The 24,710-nt window shown below is 54.6% G+C and carries 25 protein-coding genes and 1 tRNA gene; 12 read left to right on the forward strand and 14 right to left on the reverse strand.

The window, feature by feature from the left end; translation table 11 throughout:
• The first annotated feature begins 22 nt into the window (after positions 1-22).
• The 7 genes from HED22_RS12675 (at position 23) to HED22_RS12705 (ending at position 6,518) form a co-directional block, all read left to right on the forward strand.
• A complete protein-coding gene (locus tag HED22_RS12675) occupies positions 23-802 on the forward strand; it encodes a crotonase/enoyl-CoA hydratase family protein (RefSeq protein ID WP_167722737.1) in 780 nt (259 codons plus the stop codon).
• Between the two features lie 143 nt (positions 803-945).
• Complete coding sequence (locus HED22_RS12680) at positions 946-1,998, forward strand: TRAP transporter substrate-binding protein (protein ID WP_167722740.1); 1,053 nt, start codon at positions 946-948, stop codon at positions 1,996-1,998.
• 1 nt (position 1,999) lies between these two features.
• Positions 2,000-2,563 carry a TRAP transporter small permease gene (locus HED22_RS12685; RefSeq protein ID WP_167722742.1) on the forward strand — a complete coding sequence of 188 codons (564 nt, stop codon included), beginning with the start codon at positions 2,000-2,002 and terminating at the stop codon, positions 2,561-2,563.
• The gene (locus HED22_RS12690; RefSeq protein WP_167722744.1) at positions 2,560-3,882 is read left to right on the forward strand and encodes a TRAP transporter large permease; all 1,323 of its coding nucleotides are present in this window, start codon (positions 2,560-2,562) and stop codon (positions 3,880-3,882) included. The genes HED22_RS12685 and HED22_RS12690 overlap by 4 nt, the downstream gene beginning before the upstream one ends.
• A 26-nt stretch (positions 3,883-3,908) precedes the next feature.
• Positions 3,909-4,388 carry a MarR family winged helix-turn-helix transcriptional regulator gene (locus HED22_RS12695; RefSeq protein WP_217701890.1) on the forward strand — a complete coding sequence of 160 codons (480 nt, stop codon included), beginning with the start codon at positions 3,909-3,911 and terminating at the stop codon, positions 4,386-4,388.
• Between the two features lie 22 nt (positions 4,389-4,410).
• The gene (locus HED22_RS12700; RefSeq protein ID WP_167722748.1) at positions 4,411-4,872 is read left to right on the forward strand and encodes a thioesterase family protein; all 462 of its coding nucleotides are present in this window, start codon (positions 4,411-4,413) and stop codon (positions 4,870-4,872) included.
• A gap of 23 nt (positions 4,873-4,895) precedes the next feature.
• Positions 4,896-6,518: an acyl-CoA dehydrogenase family protein gene (locus tag HED22_RS12705; protein WP_167722750.1), complete on the forward strand. Its 1,623-nt coding sequence runs from the start codon at positions 4,896-4,898 to the stop codon at positions 6,516-6,518.
• Positions 6,519-6,685: 167 nt separating this feature from the next.
• Here the strand turns inward: HED22_RS12705 and HED22_RS12710 are convergent, their stop codons facing one another.
• Both HED22_RS12710 and HED22_RS12715 read right to left on the reverse strand, forming a co-directional pair.
• The gene (locus HED22_RS12710) at positions 6,686-7,633 is read right to left on the reverse strand and encodes a cyclase family protein (protein ID WP_167722752.1); all 948 of its coding nucleotides are present in this window, start codon (positions 7,631-7,633) and stop codon (positions 6,686-6,688) included.
• Between the two features lie 224 nt (positions 7,634-7,857).
• Positions 7,858-7,943 (reverse strand) — tRNA-Leu (locus HED22_RS12715).
• A 215-nt stretch (positions 7,944-8,158) separates the two neighbouring features.
• On the opposite strand from HED22_RS12715, the gene HED22_RS12720 reads away from it, so the two are divergent.
• Complete coding sequence (locus tag HED22_RS12720; protein ID WP_167722754.1) at positions 8,159-8,746, forward strand: YqaA family protein; 588 nt, start codon at positions 8,159-8,161, stop codon at positions 8,744-8,746.
• A gap of 43 nt (positions 8,747-8,789) precedes the next feature.
• A complete protein-coding gene (locus HED22_RS12725; RefSeq protein WP_167722756.1) occupies positions 8,790-9,296 on the forward strand; it encodes a disulfide bond formation protein B in 507 nt (168 codons plus the stop codon).
• 132 nt (positions 9,297-9,428) lie between these two features.
• On the opposite strand, the gene HED22_RS12730 is transcribed toward HED22_RS12725, so the two are convergent.
• Positions 9,429-9,995 carry an HNH endonuclease gene (locus HED22_RS12730; RefSeq protein ID WP_167722758.1) on the reverse strand — a complete coding sequence of 189 codons (567 nt, stop codon included), beginning with the start codon at positions 9,993-9,995 and terminating at the stop codon, positions 9,429-9,431.
• A 382-nt stretch (positions 9,996-10,377) separates the two neighbouring features.
• Complete coding sequence (gene rpmB, locus HED22_RS12735; protein ID WP_167722760.1) at positions 10,378-10,671, reverse strand: 50S ribosomal protein L28; 294 nt, start codon at positions 10,669-10,671, stop codon at positions 10,378-10,380.
• A 448-nt stretch (positions 10,672-11,119) separates the two neighbouring features.
• On the opposite strand from rpmB, the gene HED22_RS12740 reads away from it, so the two are divergent.
• Positions 11,120-11,308, forward strand: a complete 189-nt coding sequence (locus HED22_RS12740; RefSeq protein WP_167722762.1) for a hypothetical protein — start codon at positions 11,120-11,122, stop codon at positions 11,306-11,308.
• 90 nt (positions 11,309-11,398) lie between these two features.
• On the opposite strand, the gene HED22_RS12745 is transcribed toward HED22_RS12740, so the two are convergent.
• Complete coding sequence (locus tag HED22_RS12745) at positions 11,399-13,468, reverse strand: bifunctional diguanylate cyclase/phosphodiesterase (protein ID WP_167722764.1); 2,070 nt, start codon at positions 13,466-13,468, stop codon at positions 11,399-11,401.
• 185 nt (positions 13,469-13,653) lie between these two features.
• Positions 13,654-14,253 carry a short chain dehydrogenase gene (locus HED22_RS12750; RefSeq protein ID WP_167722766.1) on the reverse strand — a complete coding sequence of 200 codons (600 nt, stop codon included), beginning with the start codon at positions 14,251-14,253 and terminating at the stop codon, positions 13,654-13,656.
• A 102-nt stretch (positions 14,254-14,355) separates the two neighbouring features.
• Between HED22_RS12750 and HED22_RS12755 the strand changes: the two genes are divergently transcribed.
• Positions 14,356-15,288, forward strand: coding sequence for a LysR family transcriptional regulator (locus HED22_RS12755; protein WP_167722768.1), 933 nt, complete (start codon positions 14,356-14,358; stop codon positions 15,286-15,288).
• On the opposite strand, the gene gluQRS is transcribed toward HED22_RS12755, so the two are convergent.
• From gluQRS to HED22_RS12775, 4 genes are all read right to left on the reverse strand, one after another.
• Positions 15,289-16,128 (reverse strand): tRNA glutamyl-Q(34) synthetase GluQRS, encoded by an 840-nt coding sequence (gene gluQRS, locus HED22_RS12760; protein ID WP_167722770.1) that lies wholly within the window; start codon positions 16,126-16,128, stop codon positions 15,289-15,291.
• A 19-nt stretch (positions 16,129-16,147) separates the two neighbouring features.
• On the reverse strand, positions 16,148-18,073 hold the full coding sequence (cobT, locus tag HED22_RS12765; protein WP_167722772.1) for a cobaltochelatase subunit CobT: 1,926 nt from the start codon (positions 18,071-18,073) through the stop codon (positions 16,148-16,150).
• Positions 18,074-18,124: 51 nt separating this feature from the next.
• Complete coding sequence (cobS, locus tag HED22_RS12770; RefSeq protein WP_167722774.1) at positions 18,125-19,132, reverse strand: cobaltochelatase subunit CobS; 1,008 nt, start codon at positions 19,130-19,132, stop codon at positions 18,125-18,127.
• Between the two features lie 200 nt (positions 19,133-19,332).
• A complete protein-coding gene (locus HED22_RS12775; protein WP_167722776.1) occupies positions 19,333-19,983 on the reverse strand; it encodes a DnaJ domain-containing protein in 651 nt (216 codons plus the stop codon).
• A gap of 173 nt (positions 19,984-20,156) precedes the next feature.
• On the opposite strand from HED22_RS12775, the gene HED22_RS12780 reads away from it, so the two are divergent.
• Entirely contained in the window at positions 20,157-20,453 is a 297-nt protein-coding gene (locus tag HED22_RS12780) for a BolA family transcriptional regulator (RefSeq protein ID WP_167723274.1), read from the forward strand.
• A gap of 43 nt (positions 20,454-20,496) precedes the next feature.
• Here the strand turns inward: HED22_RS12780 and HED22_RS12785 are convergent, their stop codons facing one another.
• The 4 genes from HED22_RS12785 to HED22_RS12800 all read right to left on the reverse strand — a co-directional run bounded on the left by HED22_RS12785 (position 20,497) and on the right by HED22_RS12800 (position 24,667).
• Complete coding sequence (locus HED22_RS12785; RefSeq protein WP_167722778.1) at positions 20,497-21,873, reverse strand: transporter substrate-binding domain-containing protein; 1,377 nt, start codon at positions 21,871-21,873, stop codon at positions 20,497-20,499.
• Positions 21,874-21,953: 80 nt separating this feature from the next.
• Positions 21,954-22,523, reverse strand: coding sequence for a DUF2889 domain-containing protein (locus HED22_RS12790; RefSeq protein ID WP_167722780.1), 570 nt, complete (start codon positions 22,521-22,523; stop codon positions 21,954-21,956).
• Between the two features lie 166 nt (positions 22,524-22,689).
• Positions 22,690-23,139 carry a CBS domain-containing protein gene (locus HED22_RS12795; RefSeq protein ID WP_167722782.1) on the reverse strand — a complete coding sequence of 150 codons (450 nt, stop codon included), beginning with the start codon at positions 23,137-23,139 and terminating at the stop codon, positions 22,690-22,692.
• A 253-nt stretch (positions 23,140-23,392) separates the two neighbouring features.
• Positions 23,393-24,667, reverse strand: a complete 1,275-nt coding sequence (locus tag HED22_RS12800) for an HlyC/CorC family transporter (RefSeq protein WP_167722784.1) — start codon at positions 24,665-24,667, stop codon at positions 23,393-23,395.
• Positions 24,668-24,710 lie beyond the last annotated feature (43 nt).

A 24,710-nucleotide genomic window follows, 5' to 3' on the forward strand; every position in this document is an offset into this window, starting at 1 on the left:
GCTTTACGTAAGGAACAAGAACATGACCAACGGCGCGAATGACGTATTGAACGTCGCAATCAACGGATCGATTGCCCGTTTGACCATCACGCGACCTGAGAAGCGTAACGCTGTCAGCGACACCCTGATGGAAGCCCTCGAGGCCTTTTTTGCCAATCCCCCGAAAGAGGTCAGGGTTGTCATCCTTGCCGGGGAAGGCGGGCATTTTTCCGCGGGCCTTGATCTTGCAGAACATGTCGCGCGCAATGCTGCAGAAACCATGCGCCATTCGCGCAACTGGCACCGCATCATGGACATGATCCAGTATGGCGGACTGCCGGTGATCTCGCTTCTCAAGGGGGCGGTGATCGGTGGCGGCCTTGAACTGGCCAGTGCCACCCATATCCGCATTGCCGATGAAACCGCCTTTTTCCAGCTTCCCGAAGGACGCCGTGGTATTTTTGTCGGCGGCGGCGCATCTGTTCGGGTCGGCCGCATTCTGGGTGCGGATCGCATGATCGAAATGATGCTGACCGGGCGCAAATACAATGCCGAGGATGGACTGCGGCTTGGTCTGACCCATTATGTCTGTGACAGTCAGGATGCCGCCGAGGCAAAAGCACTCGAGCTTGCCAATACGGTGGCTGAAAATGCACAACTTTCCAACTATGTCATGATCCAGGCCCTGTCACGGATTGAGGACATGGCCAAGACAGACGGCCTGTTTACCGAAAGCCTGTGCGCAGCCCTGACCCAGACCAGCGAAGATGCACAGGAAGGTTTGAAGGCGTTTCTCGAAAAGCGCGCCCCGAATTTCAAATAGCGCCCCATAACAGAGCCGCCCAATCGCGGCCAGAAGATCAAAATACCGGTAAAGAATCCGCAAAAAAGCGGACGCTAGAACAGTCAGGAAGGAACAGGGCCACCCAAACAAAACGGTGTGCCCACAACGTGAGGAGACGTTCGATGTCAGGATTTCCCGTCAACCGCCGCCAGATGCTCGGCATCATGGGTGGCGCACTTGCAGCCCCGGCCATTATCGGCAAGGCACGTGCGGCCGAGGTCACCCTTCGGCTGCATCACATGCTGCCGCCGGTTGCACCGATGCACAAGGCGTTCTTCGAACCATGGTCCAAGACCATTCGTGAACAGTCCGATGGACGTATCGATATTCAGATTTTCCCGGCCATGCAGCTTGGTGGCAAACCACCGCAACTGGCTGATCAGGTGGCAAATAATGTCGTTGATATCGCCTGGACGCTGACGGTGTATACGCCGGGGCGTTATCCGGTTTCCGAAACGCCGAGCCTGCCCTTCATGGTGACCACCGCCGAGGCAACATCGGTCGCCATGCACAAGTTCATGGATGAATTCGGTCAGGATGAATATCGCGGCATGAAGCCGCTGGCCTTCCATGTTCATGCCGGTGGCAAGTTCCATATGCGCGACACAGCCATCGAGAATCAGGCCGATCTTGAAGGGCTGCAAATCCGTGCCCCGAACCAGAGTGTTGGCAAGGCCTTGTCCATTCTGGGCGCAGAACCTGTCTTTTTCCCGGTAACCGAGATGGCCGTTGGCCTGGCCAATGGCGTGATTGACGGTACCTGCCTGCCCTATGAAGTGGTTCCGGCCTTCAAACTTCATGAACTGACATCTTTCCATTGCGCACCGGCAGAGGGCGGACGTGGTCTTTATGCCAACTCGTTTGCGCTTTTGATGGCGGGCAATGCCTATGACAACATGCCAGATGATCTCAAGGCGGTGATTGATGCCAATTCCGGCATCGACCTTTCACGCCAGATCGGCAAACAGTTCGATAGCTTTGAGTCTGTTGGCTACAAGATGTGTGCTGATCGCGGCAACAAATTCGTCGAGATTCCCAAAGCCGAGATTGAACGCTGGCAGGCCGCAACCCAGCCTGTTGTCGATGACTGGATCGAGACGCTTAATGATGCTGGCCATGATGGCAAGGTGATGATTGATCGCCTTAATCAGCTGATTGATGCCGAGACTGCCTGACATGTCAGGAGCCACCCGTGATCACAATGGGCGCGGCCATCGCGCTGCGCCCATTCATTTCCTTGGTCAGTTTGTTGATCGTGCCTGCATTGCGTCTGCTGGCATTGCAGGTGCCGTGATTGTTGCTGTCGCCATTACGGTCACCCTGTCGGTTACAATGCGGTATATCGGCATTGGCGGTATTCGCGGTGACTTTGAAGTTGTCGAACTGGGATGCGGGATTGCTGCATTTCTGTTTTTGCCGTTGTGCCAACGCAAGGGCAACCATGTCATGGTCGACATTTTCAGCATGGCTTTCCCGCAACGTACACGCCGCGTGCTTGATCAGGTGTGGGAGGCGCTGTTTTGCCTTGCCTGGGTCATCATTTCGTGGCGCGTCGCATACGGCCTGATCGATATGTATGACTATAACGACCGCAGTATGCTTCTTAGAATGCCGACCTGGATTGTTTATGGGGTCGCGTTGTTCGGACTTGGACTTTCATCGCTGACCGCGTTGTCGAACGTCATCGAACAATTTGTCACCCCCGCCCCCACCTCTTCGCACACGGATACCCCCCAATGAGCCCGGTCGAAATCAGTATCATTATGGTCGTCGTCCTGTTGGCCCTTATATTCCTGCGCATGCCGATTGCATTGGCGATGGCTGTGGTCGGGGCTGGCGGATATGTGGTTCTGTCCGGGTGGTTGCCGTTGTCGGCCTATCTGAAAACCGCAATTGTCGACAAATACATTTCCTATGATCTTGCGGTTATTCCGCTGTTTATCCTGATGGGGCAGATTGCCACGCGAACCGGCATCAGTCGGGCGATTTTTACCGCGTCGAACGCCTGGCTTGGCCATTGGCGCGGCGGCCTTGCCATGGCCTCTGTCGCAGGTTGCGCGGCATTCGGGTCGATTTGCGGATCGTCAATTGCCACCGCGACCACGATGGGCCGGGTTGCCCTGCCTGAAATGCGTCGCCACGGATATTCCGGCGCGCTGGGTGCCGGGACGCTTGCCGCGGGCGGCACGCTTGGCATTCTGATCCCGCCTTCGGTGGTTCTGATCATTTATGCCCTTTTGACCGAACAGAACATCGTCAAACTGTTCCTGGCTGCGACCATACCGGGGCTATTGGCGGTTCTTGGCTTTATTCTGGCGATTGGCGTTTATGTGCGCCTGTTCCCGGAAGAAGGCCCGGCACATCCCGGATTGCCGATGCGCGAACGCATCAAGTCACTTGGCGGTATATGGCACGTCGCCCTTGTTTTCATCGCCGTTCTGGGCGGGATTTATGGCGGCGTCTTCACCCCGGCCGAGGGCGCATCTGTTGGTGTGGTCCTGATTGCGCTGACCGGATTTCTGATGCGCAGCCTTTCGATCAAGGGCCTGTTTGAATGCGTGATTGAGACCGCCGGTACAACGGCAATGATCTTTGCCATCATTTTCGGTGCGGATCTTTTCAATGTCGCCCTTGCCCTGACACGGGTTCCGACGATGGCGGCCGACTGGGTTGGTACGGCCGGGATTGCGCCGATGACGGTTCTGATGGTGGTCATTCTGTTTTACATCATCATGGGCTGCATCATGGACAGCCTGTCGATGATCCTTCTGACGGTGCCGGTATTCTTCCCGGCCTTTATGGCGATGGATTTCGGCATGGACCCAACCCATCAGGCCCTGTGGTTTGGCATCATTACCCTGATTGTTGTCGAATTGGGGATGATCACGCCGCCGGTCGGACTTAATCTGTTTATGATATCGGCGATGGCACCCGATATCCCGACCAGCAAGATTTTCCGCGGGGCGGTGCCGTTCCTTCTGGTCGAGTGCCTACGCATCGCGGTCATTGTTGCGTTCCCTGCACTGACATTCTGGCTGGTGGATATCGTCACAGGATAGCTGCGCGCAAAAAGATGGAGACACTGTTGCAAGCAAACAAAAAGAAGAAAAACGATCCGGATACTGGCATTGCGGGCTTGTCACCCGACAGTCCGCTGCGCGGTTTTGTCGGCTATAACCTCAAGCGCGCCTATATGTCGATCCACAGCGATTTTGTCGCCAGCCTGACGCACCTTGATCTGAAACCGATAACCTATAGTGCGCTAGCCATTATCAACGAGAACCCCGACATCAGTCAGACGGATCTGGCCCGATCGCTTGCCATGGAACGTTCGAACATTGTCGTGATGGTCGATGAACTGCAGGCACGCGGCTTGATTGTGCGCAACAAGGTGCCAACCGACCGGCGCGTCTATGCGCTGCGGACCACCTCAAAGGGGATTGAGCTTTTCCTTGAAGCCAGCCGTGCCGTTCAAAAACACGAAGACAAACTCCTCGAGGGGTTTGCGCCCGACGAACGTGCGCAACTTGTCGAAATGCTGATCCGAATTCAGCAGGTCAAATAACGTTTAGATCAGGTAGGATTCCATGCTGCGACTGTCCCGCGAAATCCGTGTTGAATGGGGTCACTGCGACCCGGCCCGGATTGTCTATAACCCCAACTTTTATGACTGGATGGAAGGCGGCCTTCTTGCCCTGCTTTCAGTTGCCGGGTTTGATCTTGCCACCATGATTGCAAAGGATGCCGACTTTCGCGGAACACCGCTGGTCCGTGCCGAGGCCAATTTCATGGCGCCCGCCCGGGTTGGGGACCTGATTGTCCATCATGTCGAAGTATCGCGCTGGGGCGGCAAATCGTTTGACCTTGCCCATCGGTTCACCCTTGGCGAAACCAAATTGCTTGAAGGATCGCAAACGCGTGTATGGGCACGCGCCAATCCGGATAACCCGGCAAGTCTGGCCGCCGTTCCCGTACCAGATAATGTCAAGGCTGCCTTGTCTGAGGACAAGGTTATCCGCATGACACTCCATCAGGAAACGCAGGTTTAATCGCTGGCATAAGAGGCCCGGCCGTGATCCCCTTTAAAGCCCCAATTGATGACATTCTGTTTGCCCTGTCTGCGACCTGCGATGAAACCGTTGCCGCAGAACACGGATTTGATGCTGAAATCACCCGAGATATCCTGGAACACTTCGCACGTTTTGCCGAAGACGTCATCGCACCGATTGACGAACCGGGCGATCAGGAAGGCTGCCGGTTTGAAAATGGCCGGGTCAGAATGCCATCCGGCTTTCGTGAGGCCTATCAGGCCTATATTGAGCAGGGCTGGCAGGCAATCTCGCTGGCTGAAGAATTTGATGGTCAGGGTGCCCCGGCAACCGTCTGTGGCGCGATCAGTGAAATACTGGCCGGTGCCTGCCATTCCTTTCAGATGGTCACCGGGCTTGTGCCGGGTGCGGCCCGGCTGATTGCGCAGTTTGGCACGGATGAGCAACGCCAGACATGGTTGCCAAAGTTGGCTTCCGGAAGCCACCTTGCCACCATGTGCCTGACCGAACCGCAAGCCGGATCGGATCTTTCGGATATCCGCACCGTCGCACGCCAGCAAGAAGATGGCCGTTGGGTTCTGAATGGGGAGAAAATCTTTATATCTGGCGGGGACCAGGACCTGAGTAATGAAATCCTGCATCTGGTTCTGGCCCGGACGGGCAGTCGTGAAGACGGTGTGCGCGGCCTGACCCTGTTTTTGTGCCCATCCCATACCCGCGAAACCGAACGCAATGCCGTGACGGTCACGCGGATCGAAGAAAAGATGGGGTTGCATGCCTCACCCACCTGCCAACTGGCTTTTGACGGGGCAACCGCAATCCCCATCGGTCCGGTTGGCAAGGGGTTGATGTGCATGTTTACCATGATGAACCATGCCCGCCTTGATGTCGCCCTTCAGGGGGTTGCGCATGCAACCCGCGCGCATCAAATCGCCCAAAACTATGCCGCCGAGCGTAAGCAGGGCCGGGATCGCAACAGCGGCCAACCGGTTTCCATCGACCAACATTTTGACGTCGCGCGCATGCTATCCCGTCAGGACATGCTGGCCATGACCGGGCGTCTGATGACGTATAAGGCCTTTGCCCTGATGGAGACGGGCCAACATCCCGACTTGATTGAATTCCTGACCCCGATCTGCAAATCGTTCTGCACCGATGCCGGGGTTGAAGCGGCCGATATCGGGATACAGGTCCTTGGCGGGTATGGATATTTGCGCGAATACAGGGTCGAACAAACGCTGCGCGATGCCCGCATCTGCAAGATTTACGAAGGCACAAACGGTATTCACGCCCTCACCCTTGCCGGCAGGCTGACCCGCCATAAGGAAGGTGCAAGCGCCAAGGCGTTTGAGAAACTGATCAGCGAATTGATTTCCGCATCAGGCGGCGATATCAGCCTGGTTACAGAGCTTCTGGAACACTGGCGTCAGATGACGTCAGAAATCGCTTCCAACGACACACCAGAAAATTTCGCCGACGACTACATGCAAATCAGTGCTGCAGCGTATGGCGTTGCCCTTTGGAGCGAACTGACGCGTCGACTATCCCCATCGCAAACCGCGCGATATCAACAATGCCTTGATCAGATGCAGGAATGGGCAGCGATCACACTGGCCGCGAGCAAGGTGCGCAAAGCGTCTTCGTGATTTAACGGATCAACAAAGACAAAGACGTTTGGAAATAGCGATGGTGCGCGCAATTGCAGGCCATAACAGCCCAACACGCAAAAACAGATCGGCTATGGCATCAGAACCGGTGGCCTGCTTGGACGCATGGCCACCGGTTCCGAAGTTCGAGAAATGATCGGACCGGGTTAGCGAATAGCAACCGGGTTAATGATCATCTGTACTGCGCCTTTGAGTTTTGCCTGCCCCAGAACAAAGAGAAACTCGTGGGCACGATCCGCTGCCAGATCCCTGGTGACAATGTTTTCAAGGATATAAACGCCGTTTTCGGCCAGAAGCTTGACATGAACGGGGAAGAACGCACTCGGGTCCTCATGGGGAACTGCTTCGAGGCCCCATGTATCGGCACCCACGGCAACAACACCCTGTTTTGCCAACCACTCAGCGGCTTCCAGCCCGATGCCGGGTTCGGTCGTGCCATAAAGCTCGTTATCTTTCCCAACCAGATCAAGCCAGCCAGTATGGATCAGCGCAACATCGCCCTTGCGGATTTCGGTACCTGCTGCCTTTTGGGCGGCCATGATATCATCAAGGGTAATAACGTAGCCGCCTTCAAGACGATCCGTTCCCTTGATTGCTGCAACGTCAAGCAACACGCCGCGCGTTGCCATGGGGGGAACGTTTTCAATACCAAGCTTGGTCAAGCCAGTGGCTGCGACCATGTCTTCGGCGTGGTTGTTGTTATAATAGGTATGATGATCACCGAGATGACCAAGGCCATCAATCTGGGTCCCCACACCAAGCCAGCCGGTGAACATGTCATCGTTATAGGTTCCGGCATTGCTGCCAATCGTTTTGTTGCCACTTTGCCCGGGTGAGAAAACCGTGACCGCAACACCGCGCGGCGCAAACGCCGGCGTATCACGTGAAATTTCCATCCCCAGTGAATAGACCTTGCCTTCGGAAACCAACTTGCTTGCTGCAAGTGTCACTTCCGAGGTCAAAAAGTTTGCAGCCCCGATCTGATCTTCCGGCCCAAATTGGGAACCGAACCTGTCATGAGCGGACGCAGAGCCGATTGTTCCGATTGCACCGAGCATCACGGATGCGAAGGTGATGATTTTTACTTTTTGCATTATTTCCTCCCTAAGTTGATAAGGACTCAGGGAATGGCAATTGTTGTGCCAAGAGAAAAATGGCAGAAACCTTGGGAAGTCAGCATTGCTTTGAGCGGTGAACGATCATCCATGACCCCGAAATGATCGGTTGCCGCTCAGGTTGAACATGATGCGATGCATTACAGCGCCTGCGATCCAGCAGATTTTTGTGATGCTGTTTTATCTTTCGGATAAAAAGGCGATGGTGCCCCCGGGGAGAATCGAACTCCCACTCACTAGGTGAAACAGATTTTGAGTCTGCCGCGTCTACCAATTCCGCCACAGGGGCAGGCAATACAGGTGCGTGTGCGCACCGTCCATCGACGGGCGGGATAATAGCTGTAAATTTCGCCGGGTCAATGGGGCTTTGTGCAAAAATGCGTCGCTGCAAACGTCAATAAACTGCGTCATTGCGATTGGCGGCAAAATGCGGTTTGATCTGGCCTGATTTCAAGGCCAAGCGCCGCACACCAATTGCACATAACCGATACAAGGCGCATAGCCGTGATCCGCAGCCTCTATGACTGGACGATGAAACTCGCTGGCCACCGCCATGCTGGCTGGGCCCTGTTTTTCATTGCCGCGATTGAAAGCTCTGTCTTTCCGATTCCACCAGATATTCTTTTGATCCCGATGATCATCGCCGCGCCCACGCGCGCCTGGCGCTATGCTTTGATCTGCCTTGTCGGTTCGGTGCTTGGCGGACTGGTTGGCTATGGCATCGGCTTCTTCCTGTTCGAAACAGTCGGCCAACCGGTGCTGCAGCTTTATGGCTATGCCGACAAGTTCGATCAGTTCCGCGACTATTATAATGAATGGGGTGCTTGGGCGGTGTTTATCGCCGGTGTGACGCCATTCCCCTATAAAGTGATCACCATCCTGTCAGGGGTAACCGCCCTTGATCCGGTTGTTTTCACGATTGCATCGATCCTTGCACGCGGGTTGCGGTTCTTTGTCATTGCAGCCCTGATCTGGAAGTTCGGCCCTGCGATCCGCGACTTCATCGAAAAACGACTGGGCCTCGTTTTCACCATATTTATCGTGGTTCTTGTCGGTGGGTTTGCTGCACTTAAACTGATCCCGCATGGTTGACCCGATGCCGAATTCTTATGGAAGCCAATAAACGGACCCTCTGATGTTCAATCTGCTGCGCCCCCGCTTCATTCCGGCCTTTCCACCCATTGCCCTGCTGCTGATTTCAGCGGGCAGCATCGGCTTTGCGCTTTATGCACAATATGTCCAGAAGCTGCTGCCCTGTGTACTGTGCCTGTATCAGCGTGTGCCGTTTTATGTGGTTGCCGGTTTTTCGGTGGTTGCCTTGCTGCTCATTCGTTTTCCAGCGCTTGCAAGGGCCGTGGTTTATCTGTGTGCTGCAACGTTCGCGGTTGGCACCGTGATCGCGTTTTATCACGTCGGGGTTCAGGAACTTTGGTGGGAAGGGCCTGCCATGTGTGGCGGCGTTCAAAGTGGTGCCGGATCGATCGCCGATCTTAAAGCGCAGCTTATGGCACAGCCGATCATTCGCTGTGACAAGATCGACTGGACCCTGTTTGGCATTACCATGCCGACCGTGAATGTGTTTTTCTCGGCGGCACTGACCATTTTTTGCCTGATCGCACCGTCGCGCTGGATGAAGAAATAACATCCCGAAATCATAAATGATGATCTGGCACCCAGATTTGTAGCGACCAAGCCACAACTAGCGTGCCTCTGAACCGCGACTTTCGCCGTGGCAGCTTTTTCTTTGTGTTTTGTAAAACGCGTTGCAACACGATCAGAAGTCGTAATCCAGTTCGGTATCCCAGTATAAAAAATCCCGCCAACTTTCATGAAGATAGTTTGGCGGGAAACGACGTCCTGTGCTTTGCAGTTCGTGCATTGTGGGCTGTCCCGGCGTCCTGCGCAGTCGCAGGCCCGCCTCGCGCACCGATCGACTGCCCTTGTATAGGTTGCAGTCAGAACAGGCCGTGACGATGTTTTCCCAGTTGGTCCGCCCGCCACGCGCACGCGGAATAACGTGATCAAAGGTCAGTTCATTGGTCGGCAGGCGATCACCGCAATACTGGCAGGAAAACTCGTCGCGCAAAAAGACGTTGAACCGGGTGAAGGCCGGGCTGCTTTTAAGCGGAACATATTCCTTAAGGGAGATAACGCTGGGCAGGCGCATTTTAAAGGATGGGGAACGTACTTCGCGGTCGTATTCGGAAAGAACATCGACGCGTTGGAGAAAGACCGCCTTGAGCGTATCCTGCCATGACCAAAGAGACAGAGGAAAGTAGCTCAACGGCCGAAAGTCGGCGTTAAGAACAAGTGCCGGACACGCATTGGGCGATAAATGCATACCATCCGCTCCACCGTGTTTACCGAGTCGCTTGCTTTATTTAGCAGGTCCGGGAATCGCTGTTGATGAAGATATCATGACGTTTCACCAAACCGGGCGACACGGCGACGTAAACCACTGATAGAGCAAAGTATAGAACAAATTTCCAAAAGCGCAAAGCCCGTGTTCCGCCGAGTCGCGTTTCTTCACGCAACATCCTTGCGCAACCCTTGGAACCCCTAGGCGAAGACGATATCGCAGGGCACAAAAAAAGCCGCCTGACCATGTCATGACAGCGCATCGTGCATGTGGAAATGCGGCAGTTGATTAAAGACCTGAAAAAACGAAAGGCCCGCTAAAAAGCGAGCCTTCGTAAATTCTGTCTGTAAAGCAGAAGCCTGAATTAGGCAGTTTTTGCTTCAACAGCTTTGGCGACCTGGCGTTTGATTTTCACCAAATCTGCCGGCAGCTTTGCATTTGCAGTGCTGAGCAGATATGCATCCAGACCACCACGTTTTTCGATGGTGCGGACAGCATTGGTGGTCAGACGCAGACGCACCGAACGACCGAGCGACTCACTAAGCAGCGAGGTCGGCTGCAGGTTCGGGAGGAAACGACGTTTGGTACGATTGTGGGCGTGGCTCACATTCATGCCGACCAAAACGCCTTTGCCGGATACCGGGCAGCGACGTGCCATGACCTGATCTCCTGGTCTATAAATTCGCAAAAGGACGCTTGGCCTGAACATGCAGGCCCGCGCTTGGAGCCGGGTTATTACCGCCTCTGACCAATGGCGTCAAGCCTTCATCAAGCGAAAACCGCGACAAAAACGCTTATTGGCACCGTTTTCGCCCTAAACCCCGATTTGGCGTGTCATTTGCCCAACTCAACCGCACGGAATCTGTGGCTTTTCAAACCGGGGCGACAATACCAAAGACCTCAGTTACCGACAATTATGCGATTTTAGCCAACATCTGATTACCGATTCTCTGTCCTTATATAACGTCATTGTCTGTTTTCTTTCCGTGCGGCGTCCGTGGTTTCAATCCGCACGCTTTATTGATACGGATCAAAACGCAGACGCGCGCAGCATGGTAAGTTCAACACCATGAGTTAAGAAATCCGTTTCGGGAGCATGACGGGACATGAAATCAGATAGCAAAGTTTCTCTGCCGCTTTTGGGCATTCTGCTGGTCGCTGTAATTGGCTTGGCGCTTTATCTTGCCGGTTATGTTCTTGCTGCTTTGGGCGTTCCAGTCGCGTCCTTCTGGATTTACGTTGCGCTGGCCCTGGTGCCAGTCACCTTCCTTGTCTTGATTGATTTTAGCCGCTGATTCTGCTGTCCCCCGCAGAACAGTACTGAGACGGCCTGCCACATGTAGCGACAGGCCGTTTTTTTTGTGTGCCTTCAGGACAAGCGGGACTCAGACGGGCTGATCCGTATCAGACTGCCATTGGGTATCCCGGCAGGGCATCGGGCCAGGGCGGGCAAAGAAGAACCCCTGACAGGCATCAACCCCCATCGCCAACAATTCAGTGCGTTGCTCGGCTGTCTCAATCCCTTCGGCGATCACCTTAAGGCCAAAGCGATGCGCAATCAGGATTGCGGCTTCGATCACGACGCGGGCATTTTCATCCATGGCAAGGACAAAGGACTTGTCGATCTTGACTGCATCAACAGGGATCTCATGCAGGCGCGACAGCGATGAATAACCGGTCCCGAAATCATCGATATATATCTCGATGCCCATGGCATGGAGCTGATCAAGCACTCTGGCGATCTGGGTGGTCTGACGTTTTTCAAAAATCGACTCTGTCACTTCCAGAACCAACCGGTCCGATGACAGGCCGGTATCTGCCAGAACACGCGACACCATATCGGCGAAGTTCGGCATGACGATCTGGCGGATGGAGACGTTGATCGCAATTTTCGTCGTTGCAGAGACTTCAGCACAGTCTTGCAAGGCCTGACAGGCCCGGCGCATACACCATTCACCAATATCGACGATCAGGGCGCTTTCCTCGGCAATCGGGATGAATTCATCGGGTGACACAACACCAAGCACACCGCTGTTCCACCGCAGGAGTGCCTCATAGACGATAATGTCGCCCGTCACGGCGTCTATGACCGGCTGATATTTAACATCGAACTCATCGGCACCCATGGCGCGTCTTAGCGCCTGTGTCACGCTCAGACGCCGTTCCTGTTCGGTCAGCAGCATCTTGTCATAGTTATGCACACTGCCACGCCCGGATCGCTTGACCTCTGCCGCGGCAAGGTCGGCCCAGTGGATCAGCTCCGATATCGACGGGTTGCGGCCTGAGGAAAAGGCAACGCCGGTACTGAACCCGACATGCAGCGTATGCCCGACAATATTGATCGGCTGGGTGACCGCTTGCTGAGCGAGTTCGATAACATCTTCGACCAGCGGATGAAGTTCCAGATGCGGAGCGGCCAGAACGATCAGGAATTCATCCCCACCCCAGCGCCCCAGGGCATGCTCCGGACCAACACATTCGCCCAACCGCATGCTGACTGCGCGCAGAACTTCATCACCAATTGCGTGGCTCAGCCCATCATTGATCTGTTTGAACCGGTCAAGATCGATAAACAGAACCGCATAATCCAACAGCGCGTCCGATCTCTTTTTATGCTCAAACCAAGCGACAATCCCGTCCCGGTTATAAAGACCGGTCAGGGCATCGTGTTCCACCAGGTTTCGCAGTTCCTCGGTACGCTGTTCGACGCGTATTTCAAGGGTTGCGTTCCAGTCCTCGGTAATCCGGTTTTTCTGTCTGAGATCTTCAATCAATCCCTGATTCTGGTATTTCAGAACAAAGGATCTGAACAGAACTGCATGGTTGTTGCGATGGGTCACCAGCATCACCAGCAGGAAGACCAATGCCAGTGCTGAAAGGATATAATTCGGCTCCGCCATGACCGCCAGGATCACCGCCGGCGGCAGCAACAACGCGCAGAGATAAATGCGTCCTACCAGAAATACCGGGGCCAGAATACCGGTTGCACCACCGGCCATGCCAGCGAGGATAATCATCGTCAGGAACTGACTTTCACCCTGTACGGTCGGAATTTGCATCAGTCCGAGGACAGACCACAAAAGGCCCGTGAAAATCACCGCGGTCTGATATCGAAACCGCCACTTCCTTAGCAATGCGTCAGGCAATTCGCTAATATTTTCGCGCAGCAGCCGATAGAGGTAACCGCTCCAAAGGCGAATGCAGGAAACAATCCCGACAACCGCCAACCAGATGACATTCCCCGAAACCAGATCGCCCCGCAGCCAGAACATCGCAACCAAACTGGCCCCTGCGGCCAGATTGACCAGATTGTTTGCCCAGTTGTTGCGATAGGCGAGATCAAGGAGATCACGCTGCACCTTGCCCGTCAGCTCTCGGCCAACCGGCATCCCCCCGATGCCCGGGTCCCAAAGACGTTTACCGATCCTGCCGACCAAACCGGCGTTGTTTTCCATCTGGTCTTGCGCCCCCGACTTCTTCGAATATCAGTAATCCTATACATACGGACTATTCAACGCCAACGAGAATGTATATCGGGGCAAGGTAACATCGCAAAAGTACCGCCAAATCTGCGCAATGCTACATAACGAAAGGACGGCTCGCCAAAACGAACCGTCCCTTGCATCAACTCAAAAGATGATCAGAATATTTCAAAGACCTGTCCGGTCTGCAGCCCTTCGACCGATTTGGCATACCCAAGGGCTGCGCGTGCTGCCGGAACCGGATCATGTCCACGGAAATACGCTGCGTAGCCTTCCATTGCTTCGGTTATGACCCCCGGACTGACAACGTTGATGCGCTGTCCCGGCGTCATTTCAATTGCAGCCGCCCGGACAAACGACTCAATCGCGCCATTCACCATCGAGGCCGAACTGCCAAACGGAATCGGGTCTTTAGACAGAATCCCCGTGGTCAGGGTGAAGGACGCGCGATCAGAGACATACTCGCGCCCGATCAGCACCAGATTGATCTGACCAAACAGTTTGTCATCAATACCAACGCGGTATTTTTCCTCGTCCATATCCGCAAGCGCACCGAAATGCACATGCCCGGTTGCCGCGATCACGGCATCAACGGTGCCAACTTTTTCAAACATCGTGCGAATAGATGCACTGTCTTGCAGATCAACATGCACGTCACCGCTGTTACGTGATGCCCGAATGATTTCATGACGTGGGGACAACTCGGCATCAATACCTTTGCCAATGATCCCGGACGCACCAACCAATAAGATTTTCATTTCATCCTCCAACTGTGGAATTTCCAATACACAGAGGATTTCACAAAACAGTCGGCTGGATAATCTGGTGATTTTCAAACTTATCGTTTAGAATTTTAAACAATGAAAGACTATCTTAGCGAAATGCGCAGCTTTGCTGCGGTGATTGAACAGGGCAGTTTTACAAAGGCTGCCAACAGCACCGGCACGTCCAAGGGCCTGATCAGCCAGCACGTCAAACGGCTTGAAGATGCCCTTGGCGCGCAATTGCTGTTTCGCTCAACGCGCAAGCTGGAACTGACCGAAATCGGTGCGACATTTCTGGAATACTGCCAGAACATCACCAAGAATGCTGATGCCGCGTTTGAAGCCGTCGAAACCCTGCGCGGGGAACCGGTTGGCACGGTTCGCATTACGGTTCCGGTTTCGTTTGGTGAAATGTTCCTGCAAGACATCATCGTCAGCTTTCAGCAGTCTCACCCCCGCATTCAGATCGAGATGGAGCTGGAAAACACATTTCGGGATTTGCAGTCATCACACATGGATATCGCCATTCGTGCGGGCCTGAGTGACGATCCAGAACAGGTCGCCATCCCATTGGGGCAGCTTTCCGAACTGATCTGTGCCAGCCCGGACTATTGGCAAACACACCCCAAACCACAAACACCAGACGACCTTGCCCACCACAATTGCCTGGTGAATTTCCAGTATTACAAAGACCGCAAATGGGTGTTCTTTTCCAAGGACGGCCCGCAATCGATTACAGCAAATGGCAATCTGCGCCTGAACCATTATCCGCTGATCCGAAACGCAACCGTGCAGGGTTTGGGCGTCGCCCGCCTGCCGCGTTATGTCGCCCTGCCAGAAATTCGTGCCGGACGACTTGAAACCGCTCTGGATGAATATCGCTCGCCGCTGCGGCCGATCTATCTGGTGTATCCTTATCAGGGGAATCTGCCGATCAAGAATCGGCTTATGATCGACTTCATTCGAAACTGGTTTACCGACCGGCCAGACCTTTTGGAAACGGCCCCGAACGGACATCCCGCACCTTGATCAGGACAGGGTTGCTTGTTTTATCACGGCCACAGAGGGCAGGCCTTCTTCGCGCATGGATCGAAGGGTCTTGGATTTATCACGCTTGGCGAAGCGTTTGCCATCCGGGCCCGTCAGAAGCCTGTGATGGTGATATTCCGGCACATCATAACCCAGTAGTTCCTGCAACAAGCGATGCAGGTGGCTGGCAAAAAACAGGTCTTCACCACGGGTAACAAGGCTAATGCCCTGCAAGTCATCATCATGGGTGACCGAGATATGATAGCTGGTCGGTGTGTCCTTGCGCGCCAGCACGACATCCCCAAAGATCTCCGGTGTCGCCACCTGTTGACCCGCAGCACGATCAAACCAAGTCAGTTCCTTGCCCACCCGTCTGATGGCCGCCGTCATATCAAGGCGCAGCGCATAGCTTTCACCCGCAGCGATTCGGTCCTGGCGCTCGGTTACTGAACAGTGCCGACAGGTACCGGGATAAAGTGCGCCATCGGGCCCGTGCGGCGCATTGTCGATGCGCGCGATTTCGGCCTGAATGTCCTTGCGGGTGCAAAAGCACGGATAAAGCAGTTCCATATCCGACAATCGATCAAGTATGGCCTGATAGTCGGTGAAGTGATCGGACTGCACGCGCACCGGCGTTTCCCACTCAAGGCCAAGCCATGCGAGGTCTTCATAGATCGCCTCAAGATATTCAGGGCGGCAGCGAGTCTGATCGATATCTTCGATCCGCAAAAGAAAACGGCCATTCGGCCCGGCCTGTTTTGCAGAAAACAGCGCCGAGGCCGCATGGCCGAGATGAAGATATCCGGTCGGACTTGGTGCAAAGCGGGTGATGATACTCATCCTCGATACACCTTGGCTTTTACCAGCGGTCGCGGTCACCCGCGGCGTGATCACGAGCCTGTCCGTTATCGGCTGGCACATGACGCATCGGGCGTTTGGGCTGACGTGCGCCTTCCTCGTCAAACAGGTCAGACAGTTCGCGCAGCATGGTGCCGCCGAGTTCTTCCGGATCGTTGATCGTCACCGCACGGCGGTAGTAGCGCGTCACGTCATGGCCAATACCAATCGCCAGAAGTTCGACCGGCGATCTGGTTTCGATCCATTCGATCACTTCACGCAGATGACGTTCCAGATAATTGCCGGAGTTGACTGATAGGGTCGAATCATCGACCGGCGCCCCATCGGAAATCACCATCATGATCCGACGCTGTTCGCTTCGCGCCAAAAGACGTTCATGCGCCCACAGCAGCGCTTCGCCGTCGATATTTTCCTTAAGCAGCCCTTCACGCAGCATCAGACCAAGGTTCTTGCGCGCCCGACGCCACGGCGTATCGGCCGCCTTGTAGATGATATGACGCAGATCGTTCAGACGACCGGGTTTTGGCGGTTTTCCTGCCTCGACCCAGCTTTCACGGGACTGACCGCCCTTCCACTGACGCGTGGTGAAGCCAAGAATTTCGACCTTCACCCCACACCGTTCAAGCGTGCGGGCAAGAATATCAGCCGACAGGGCCGCAATCGTGATCGGACGACCACGCATGGAGCCGGAATTGTCGATCAGAAGGGTCACGACCGTATCGCGGAAATCGGTATCCTGTTCCTGCTTGAACGACAGTGACGTCGACGGTGTCGAGACAATGCGCGCAAGCTTGGCGGCATCAAGAATGCCTTCTTCAAGGTCGAAGTCCCAGCCACGGTTCTGCTGCGCCATCAGGCGGCGTTGCAGACGGTTGGCAAGCTTGGAGACCACGTTCTGAAGGTTGGCCAGCTGCTTATCAAGCATCGCGCGCAGGCGCGAAAGTTCGAGGTTTTCACACAGATCATCCGCGGTGACGACCTCGTCATATTCGCGGGTAAACGGCTCATAGCCGCGTTCGACAGGCTCGTTACGACCATCAAATTCCGGCTGCTCGCCCGGTCCGGCAGGCTTTTCTTCCTGCGACATGGCTTCAAGCTGCTGGTCATCGATATCGCCTTCGCCCGCTTCGGCTTCTTCGGAACCGGCATCCTGTTGATCATCGCCACCATCAGGTTCGGAGTCATCATTCTGGCCCTGCTGGCCGCCCTGACTTTCCATATCTTCCTGATCGGGATCGTTTTCGCCTTCCTGTTCCTGATCATCCTCGCCTTCCTGTTCGGGCGGGGTATCGTCGATGTCATCTTCAAGCGAAAGATGATCAAGCAATTTGCGCATACCACGCGCAAACGCTTCCTGATCGTCCATCACCTCACGCAGATCAGAAAGGTCCGTGCCAGCGTTTTCTTCGATATGGGAGCGCCACAAATCAATCAGCGGCCGGGCCGATTCCGGGGCACGCTCGCCGGTAAAGACTTCACGCGCCAGCATCCCGATTGCATCGGCAAACGGGGCGTCATCACGCGATGTCACGCGGTGATAATTCTTGGCGTGGCAATCCTGTTCGGCATGTTCACGAAGGTTCTTGCGCACGCCGGGGAAATAACGCGATCCAACTGCTTCAACACGTGCGGTTTCAAGCGCATCATAAACAGCCTGCGCCTCGGCTGTTTCAGGCATGCGCTTGGCGTGCAAGGCGGCGTCATGATGACGCATTTTAAGCGCCCAGCCATCGGCAACGCCGCGCAGATCTGCGACCTCATCCTTGGGCATGGCCTGCTTGGGCATAGGCAAACGCACATGCTCGCCATAGCCCCCCGGACGTCCGCCTTTGACAAAGCCGACTTCCAGATCATTGCGCCCGGCAAGCGCGCGAAACGTCGCTGCCGTGCCACGCAAGAAGCCGGAAAGAGCCTCATCATTCTTCATTGCACTACTCGCTTGTGGGACCAGTTCGCCAATCTGCTTGAAGGCCACGCCTTAGCGGACCATTACATTGATGGCTTCCTCGGGCAGTTCTTCACCAAAGCAACGCTGGTAATATTCCGCCAGGATCGGTCGTTCGACTTCATCACAACGGTTAAGGAACGTTACGCGGAAGGCATAGGAAACGTCGCCAAAGATCTCGGCGTTTTCCGCAAGCGTGATCACGGTACGCGGGCTCATGACGGTCGAGATATCGCCAGCAACAAAGCCCTGACGAGTCAGGTTGGCAAGGGCAACCATGGCCTCGATCTTCTGGCGGCCTTCGGCATTATCGAACGCCGGAACCTTGGCAGCAACGATGTTGGTTTCATCTTCGACGGACAGATAGTTCAGCGTCGCAATGATCGACCAACGGTCCATCTGGGCCTGGTTGATCTGCTGGGTGCCATGATACAGGCCCGTGGTATCGCCAAGGCCAACCGTGTTCGACGTTGCAAACAGGCGGAAATGGGAATGCGGGTGGATGACCTTGTTCTGATCAAGCAGGGTCAGCTTGCCGTCAACCTCAAGCACACGCTGGATGACGAACATCACATCCGGGCGACCGGCATCATATTCATCAAACACCATCGCCACCGGACGTTTGAGCGCCCATGGCAGAATGCCTTCGCGGAATTCGGTAATCTGTTTGCCATCGCGCAAAACAATTGCGTCCTTGCCGATCAGGTCAATACGGCTGATATGGCTATCAAGGTTGACGCGCACACACGGCCAGTTAAGGCGTGATGCCACCTGTTCGATATGGGTCGATTTACCCGTGCCGTGATAGCCTTGGATCATCACACGGCGGTTGTAGGCAAAGCCTGCAAGGATCGCCAGCGTCGTGTCGCGATCAAAACGGTAAGTCGGATCGGCTGCCGGTACATGTTCGCTGCCCTGGCTGAACGCCGGGACTTCCATATCAATGTCGATCCCGAACGTTTCACGCACGGAAATGGTGGTATCGGGTGTATCAAGCGGATGTTCCGCCGCCACACCTGTCGCTTCGTAACCTTGGCTCATAAGTACTCGCGCATTTCTCGGACCAACGCTGGTGACGCGGTCGTTTCGTTAAACTTGCTCATTAATAGCGGTTATGGCGCATCACACAAAGGGAAGATGCGCAAAAAATATCTATTATCGCAAAAGGTTTACTCGATAAGAGCTATCAGGTACGCAAACTGCGACCTGATAGACCGGTTTTCATCGAATTTCGCAGAAAATTACAGGGTCACCCGCGCTTCAAGATCGCGAATGTACCGCGTCAGCGATGTATAGGCCGCACTGATGCGCTTAAAGCGTTCCTCAGCTGCCTTATCACCACCATTGGCGTCGGGGTGATACTTCTTTGAAAGCGCCTTGTATTTGGCCTTGAGCTCATCACGGGTAAAAGGCCATCCCAGATCAAGGGTCGCCATCGCCTGTTGCTGCTCGGCAGGCATGCCCATGGCACCGGCACGACGCTGGGCTTCTTCGCTTTTGCGTTTGCGTTCGGCATTGGCCCTGGCTTCGGCACCCGGTCCATGGTGGGTCTGATCGCCGTCCTCGTTAAAGAAGCCGAACCCGTCCTTGAATTTGAAATTGAAAGGCTTTTTCGAACCCCGGATATGACCAAACTGCCAAGTCGGGCGTTGCCAGTGGGTATCGCGACGCATGTCGCTTTCGATATCCTCGGCCTTCATGCCTGCGTAGTAGTTCCACGACTTGTTGTACTCGCGAACATGTTCCAGACAGAACTTGTAGTACTCGCGCAACTTGCGATCCTTGGGCGCACGGAATTCCCCATGCCCGTCGCAATCCGGCCAGTCACATTCCGGCAGAATTGGTTCGTCATGGTAGAGCGTCTTGCGCTTGTTGCGGTGTCCTCGGTTCATTTGGGTCTATATGTTCTGAAAATTCGATCTGCGCAATATCATACGAGCGCTTTAGATGCGATAAAAGGCTTGAAAAATGGTCATCGCATGCCAGAACGTGATGCATAGGTCCTAACCCTAGAAACGTTTTTGCAGCAATTTGCAAACATCACATGAAAACAGAGGCCCTTACCATGCAGGTCGCCAACCAGATCCGTGACATCCTGACCGACCAATTCGCGCCGGTCGAACTCCAGATCAATGATGATTCGTCAAAACATGCCGGCCATGCCGGGGCAGACCCCCGCGGCGAGTCCCATTTTTCAGTGCTTGTGGTTTCGGAAAAATTCGAAGGCGAGAACCGGGTCAATCGCCAGCGACTTGTTTATGGTGCGCTTGATGCGTTGCTTAAGGACCGGGTGCATGCGCTTGCACTCAAAACCATGACACCTGCAGAATACGAAGCTGCTCTTGCCGCGAGAAACACTTGACCGCAAATCTGCACGGAAAGTGACTGACGTTGCCGGTTAATCTTCAACTTTCCGGGCGTAATGCGGCAGAAACATTGAGCCCAACGGTCAAGGCGGCAAGTGTCTGACCACTATCTGGGTCAATGATCGGCACCGTAATTTGCGACAGGAAGGCACGGGTCGAGGCATCGAAGAGGATATCGGTGATCAGGACCTGATCGCGATTGATGCTTTCGATCATCTGGAATTGCGGCTCGTCGCTTTGATCAAAATCCGATGTCAGACGGCTCATTCCGATGATCTGACCATGAACATCAAATATGAATGCTTCTGCAATCTGTTCCCCTTTATTGGCTTGGAACATCCGCAGGTGTTCTGACAATTCGTTCTCGAGTATTTTGTTGGCTGTTTTACTTTTCTCGCCCTTGCGGGCCATTTCTGCCCACACGACGTCTTTTAGACGTTTCTTCTCTTCCGACGGACTTTCAGCCTCGTCAAGCAGCCTCTGAACACGGGCCAGAAGCTCCGGTGAACGAGCAAACTGATGCACGACAGGTAACTGAACTCGTTCAATAGCACTGCGCTCCCATGGCTCAAGACGCATGGGACGGGTTTCACAAAATTGCAAAACAGCATTCAGCTGCTCAAGCATTTCGGGAAACTCTGCAACATACTGTTTGGAAAGATAAACCACCAAGGGCGCATAGCGTTCAAACTGGACGAGAAATTTGTCGGCGGTCAGTCCCAATTCTTTGCGGGCAATCTCGAAGCTGTGCTTGTCAACAAGGGCATAATCAACCCGACCCGTTGCTACCTGGCTCACCAGCGAGGCGATGGACGGAACACGCGCCACATCTTCATATGCGGTTTCTTCCAACCACTCGGCCTCGTTCGATCCCAGTATCGCGCCAACAGTGGAAAAGTCGCCGGGCTTGGGAGGGCGCATGATCCGCGGATCATTCGATTTGCCAGACGATGAAACCCATACCCATTTTTCAAGCGCCAACGGATTTGTCGCCACCGCATACGCGTCCATCTCCTCGCTGATGCGCGCCAGGAAAAAGCCGTCTGCCTTGCCGGTGCGCACCATTTCACGGTTGCGTTGCCGTGGGGCGATGGCAAGCCCATACCCAACGTCGAGCCGATCAAACACGCAATCCAGAATTGAAACGGAAAATCCGCTAAGCGTTCCGTTTTGCAGTTCCTGATAGGGAGGATGAACATTGGTCTGCAAGATCAAGAAGCCATCCTCAGGATGAGGATCTTCTTGTCCTGCCTGGACCTGCGAGGACGAAAGGTCCTGCGCCTGTAACGCAGGGGCAGCCAGCATCAAGATGCCCGCGACACAACACTGCAGCGCTAAAAGTGCAACCGGGACCAGGCCCCCCTTGCCGACTTTTCGGTTGTTTTGTTTTTTGGCGTTTCCATTCAGGCGCAACATGATCGCAAGTCACCTGACAACTAAACGTTACGGACCCCTTTGATATTGGACCGCCCACGTGCGCTTGCAAGACGACGCCGTTATTCGTCGCCCGTATAGAAGTCGGGGGATATGCGCTTCACAGCCTGCCCGTCACTTCGCCAGCCATGACATGTGTTGATCAGAGGATTGCGACGCGACGGTGTGTCATCGTTTTCTTCACGCGCCTGAAGGGATTCCTTGGCAAGGATCGGGAAGACCGTCTGAAACGCCGTGGTCGCAACAGGCCCCATCAACTCATTAAGGTGCGTGCAACCATGAACGCCACCGACGCGGTCACGGATTTGCTTGCGCAATCCCGGACCAAGCTTCAATCCAACCAGCTTTTCGTAATTCGGCGTAACTGCATCGCAAGCCGAAAACGGTGCATAGTCCGTCACAGCCTCGACCTCGCGAATCACAAGATCATCCCCGATGGTAACCCGGATCCACATGCCATGGACTGGCTCGCCCGCCGGGATTTCACCCCGGTCGTGATTGGAAAAGCCGTATGTTTTGATGTCGGTAATGTGACCTTCGATATCCCACAGACCGTCTTTGCGACGAAACCCCTGACAGGTCACTGTGCGGGTATGGATGTGTTCACGTTCAGCGGGACTGGACAATGGCATGGGGCTATCTCCTTTACGTAAACGTAAAGACGTTCACCTGCACTCTGTCAAGCAGCAAAAGCGCTGTCTGCCGTCACGGCCTCCAATCTTTCACGCATGCCTACGCGCCCGAAGGGACAAATCCCCTCAGGCCAACATCAGGCTATGCTTTTGAAATCGCGGTTGTTTATGCGACCCCGTAGTCGGAGCCGAAGATGAACTTTTCACGTTCGCGCACATCTTCTTCAAGCTGGCGTTTGACCACGTTAAACAGGTCACGGATCGACACCATGCCAACAACCTTGTCGCCATCAACCACCGGCAGGTGGCGATATCGTCGGGCACTCATCAAATCAAGCGCACTCATGGCCGAATCATTGGGACCAAGTGTATCGGGATCTGCTGTCATGACCTTGGACAACGGCAAAGATGCCGCATCAAGCCCCTTGGCGACCACGCGATTGACAAGGTCACGCTCGGTAAAAATTCCGGCCAATTTGGCATTGTTGTCGACGATGATGACCGCGCCAATTTTGCGTTCAGACATCATGTTAACGGCGTCCATCACGGAATCGGCGGGATTGAGTGTCGCGATGGATTGTTCCTGGACCACACCCGGTACAATTTTCGTATCCATGCATCTCTCTCTGCAGGTTGCTGTTGCCACAAGCCCAAACCCGATCAGATCATCTGGTTTCACACTGGCTGACGTCGTATTTGGATGACGTCATTGGATGACACAGTGTGAAGGGCCCTTATTTGCAAGTGGCCCTGCAATCCTTTGGGTCAAGACCCTGAAACAAGAGTTTAACCCATAAGTAGATAAAGCTGAAATTTTTTACACCAATAAGGTTTTATTCTGTCAGACGGACAAAACCTGGATGCAGGATTTATTCCTGCTCGTCCCCGGCCGGATCGGTAACCGGGCGTAGCCGCACGCGAGTGATCTGGTTACGGATACGCCGCAGCACTTCGAATTCAAAGCCATGGAAACGGAACTGTTGACCGACATCGGGAATGCGTCGGGTTTCATACAACAGAAGTCCGGCAACGGTTGCGGCTTCTTCATCTGGCAGACGCCAGCCGAACCGGCGGTTCAGGTCACGAATGGTGACATCGCCGCGCACGATCACTGACCCGTCAGCCTGTGGCTGCACACCAACCACTTCGACATCGGTTTCATCGGCAATATCGCCAACGATTTCTTCCAGAATGTCTTCAAGCGAGACAACGCCCTCGAACGCGCCATATTCATCGACGACGATGGCAAAATGTTCGTGACGTTCCTTGAACGCCTTGAGCTGATCGGCAAGGGTGGTTGAATCCGGGATAAACCAGGGTTCGGAGCTCAGTTCACGGACATCCTCGGCAGTTTCAGGTTTGGCACCGCGCACAATCGCCTTGAGAACTTCGCGCGCATGCAGGACGCCAACGATATTGTCCGGGTCCTTTTCGTAAATCGGAATACGGGTATGCGGGCTTGCCAGAACCGTATCCAGGATTTCTTCCATCGGGCGGGAAATGTCGATCATCTGCACCTTGCGACGGTGCACCATGATTTCCCAGACACCGACGTCTTCCAGGTCCAGCACCCCATGCAACATCGTGCGTTCGGCATGGTGTTCGCCAACAACCACGTCATCGGCATGCAATTCAATCGCGCCGCGCAATTCACGTTCGCTGTCCAGCCCGGGGCCCTCGCCACTGCCAAACAGGCGCAAGGTGGCCTGCACGAGAACCTGAATGGTCTGGGTGATCGGCGCAAACAGAACCACCAATACGCTCATCGGGCGCGCCACACGCAGCGCCATGGTATCGGCATTCTGAAGGGCGTAGGTCTTTGGCAGGATTTCGGCAAATATCAGAACAAGTGCCGTCATGACGGCGGTCGCATAGACGACGCCGTTCTCGCCGAACAGTTCGATCATTACCGACGTCGCAAGCGCGGAGGCCAGAATATTGACCATATTGTTGCCAAGCAAAATCGCGCCCAGCAGCCGTTCCTGATAACGGCGCAGCCTGTTAACGATCCCGGCCCGCTGGTCACCATCCTGTTCCTTGTGGTGCATGACCGGACGCGACGCCGCCGTCAGCGCGGTTTCCGAGCCAGAAAAGAATGCCGAAAGCATCAACAGGAAAAAAATCACGACAATCGTGATCGTCATTCAGGGCCGTCTCCAAGCGGTGAACTCAACAGAACAAGTTTGT

Source organism: Thalassospira sp. HF15, assembly GCF_011806525.1.
Taxonomy (GTDB): domain Bacteria; phylum Pseudomonadota; class Alphaproteobacteria; order Rhodospirillales; family Thalassospiraceae; genus Thalassospira.

Coding starts and splice junctions, on each gene's coding strand:
- HED22_RS12675 (WP_167722737.1), top strand. CDS start 23: ATGACCAACGGCGCGAATGACGTATTGAACGTCGCAATCAACGGATCG.
- HED22_RS12680 (WP_167722740.1), top strand. CDS start 946: ATGTCAGGATTTCCCGTCAACCGCCGCCAGATGCTCGGCATCATGGGT.
- HED22_RS12685 (WP_167722742.1), top strand. CDS start 2,000: ATGTCAGGAGCCACCCGTGATCACAATGGGCGCGGCCATCGCGCTGCG.
- HED22_RS12690 (WP_167722744.1), top strand. CDS start 2,560: ATGAGCCCGGTCGAAATCAGTATCATTATGGTCGTCGTCCTGTTGGCC.
- HED22_RS12700 (WP_167722748.1), top strand. CDS start 4,411: ATGCTGCGACTGTCCCGCGAAATCCGTGTTGAATGGGGTCACTGCGAC.
- HED22_RS12710 (WP_167722752.1), bottom strand. CDS start 7,633: ATGCAAAAAGTAAAAATCATCACCTTCGCATCCGTGATGCTCGGTGCA.
- HED22_RS12725 (WP_167722756.1), top strand. CDS start 8,790: ATGTTCAATCTGCTGCGCCCCCGCTTCATTCCGGCCTTTCCACCCATT.
- HED22_RS12730 (WP_167722758.1), bottom strand. CDS start 9,995: ATGCATTTATCGCCCAATGCGTGTCCGGCACTTGTTCTTAACGCCGAC.
- rpmB (WP_167722760.1), bottom strand. CDS start 10,671: ATGGCACGTCGCTGCCCGGTATCCGGCAAAGGCGTTTTGGTCGGCATG.
- HED22_RS12740 (WP_167722762.1), top strand. CDS start 11,120: ATGAAATCAGATAGCAAAGTTTCTCTGCCGCTTTTGGGCATTCTGCTG.
- HED22_RS12745 (WP_167722764.1), bottom strand. CDS start 13,468: ATGGAAAACAACGCCGGTTTGGTCGGCAGGATCGGTAAACGTCTTTGG.
- HED22_RS12750 (WP_167722766.1), bottom strand. CDS start 14,253: ATGAAAATCTTATTGGTTGGTGCGTCCGGGATCATTGGCAAAGGTATT.
- HED22_RS12755 (WP_167722768.1), top strand. CDS start 14,356: ATGAAAGACTATCTTAGCGAAATGCGCAGCTTTGCTGCGGTGATTGAA.
- gluQRS (WP_167722770.1), bottom strand. CDS start 16,128: ATGAGTATCATCACCCGCTTTGCACCAAGTCCGACCGGATATCTTCAT.
- cobT (WP_167722772.1), bottom strand. CDS start 18,073: ATGAAGAATGATGAGGCTCTTTCCGGCTTCTTGCGTGGCACGGCAGCG.
- cobS (WP_167722774.1), bottom strand. CDS start 19,132: ATGAGCCAAGGTTACGAAGCGACAGGTGTGGCGGCGGAACATCCGCTT.
- HED22_RS12775 (WP_167722776.1), bottom strand. CDS start 19,983: ATGAACCGAGGACACCGCAACAAGCGCAAGACGCTCTACCATGACGAA.
- HED22_RS12780 (WP_167723274.1), top strand. CDS start 20,157: ATGCAGGTCGCCAACCAGATCCGTGACATCCTGACCGACCAATTCGCG.
- HED22_RS12785 (WP_167722778.1), bottom strand. CDS start 21,873: ATGTTGCGCCTGAATGGAAACGCCAAAAAACAAAACAACCGAAAAGTC.
- HED22_RS12790 (WP_167722780.1), bottom strand. CDS start 22,523: ATGCCATTGTCCAGTCCCGCTGAACGTGAACACATCCATACCCGCACA.
- HED22_RS12795 (WP_167722782.1), bottom strand. CDS start 23,139: ATGGATACGAAAATTGTACCGGGTGTGGTCCAGGAACAATCCATCGCG.
- HED22_RS12800 (WP_167722784.1), bottom strand. CDS start 24,667: ATGACGATCACGATTGTCGTGATTTTTTTCCTGTTGATGCTTTCGGCA.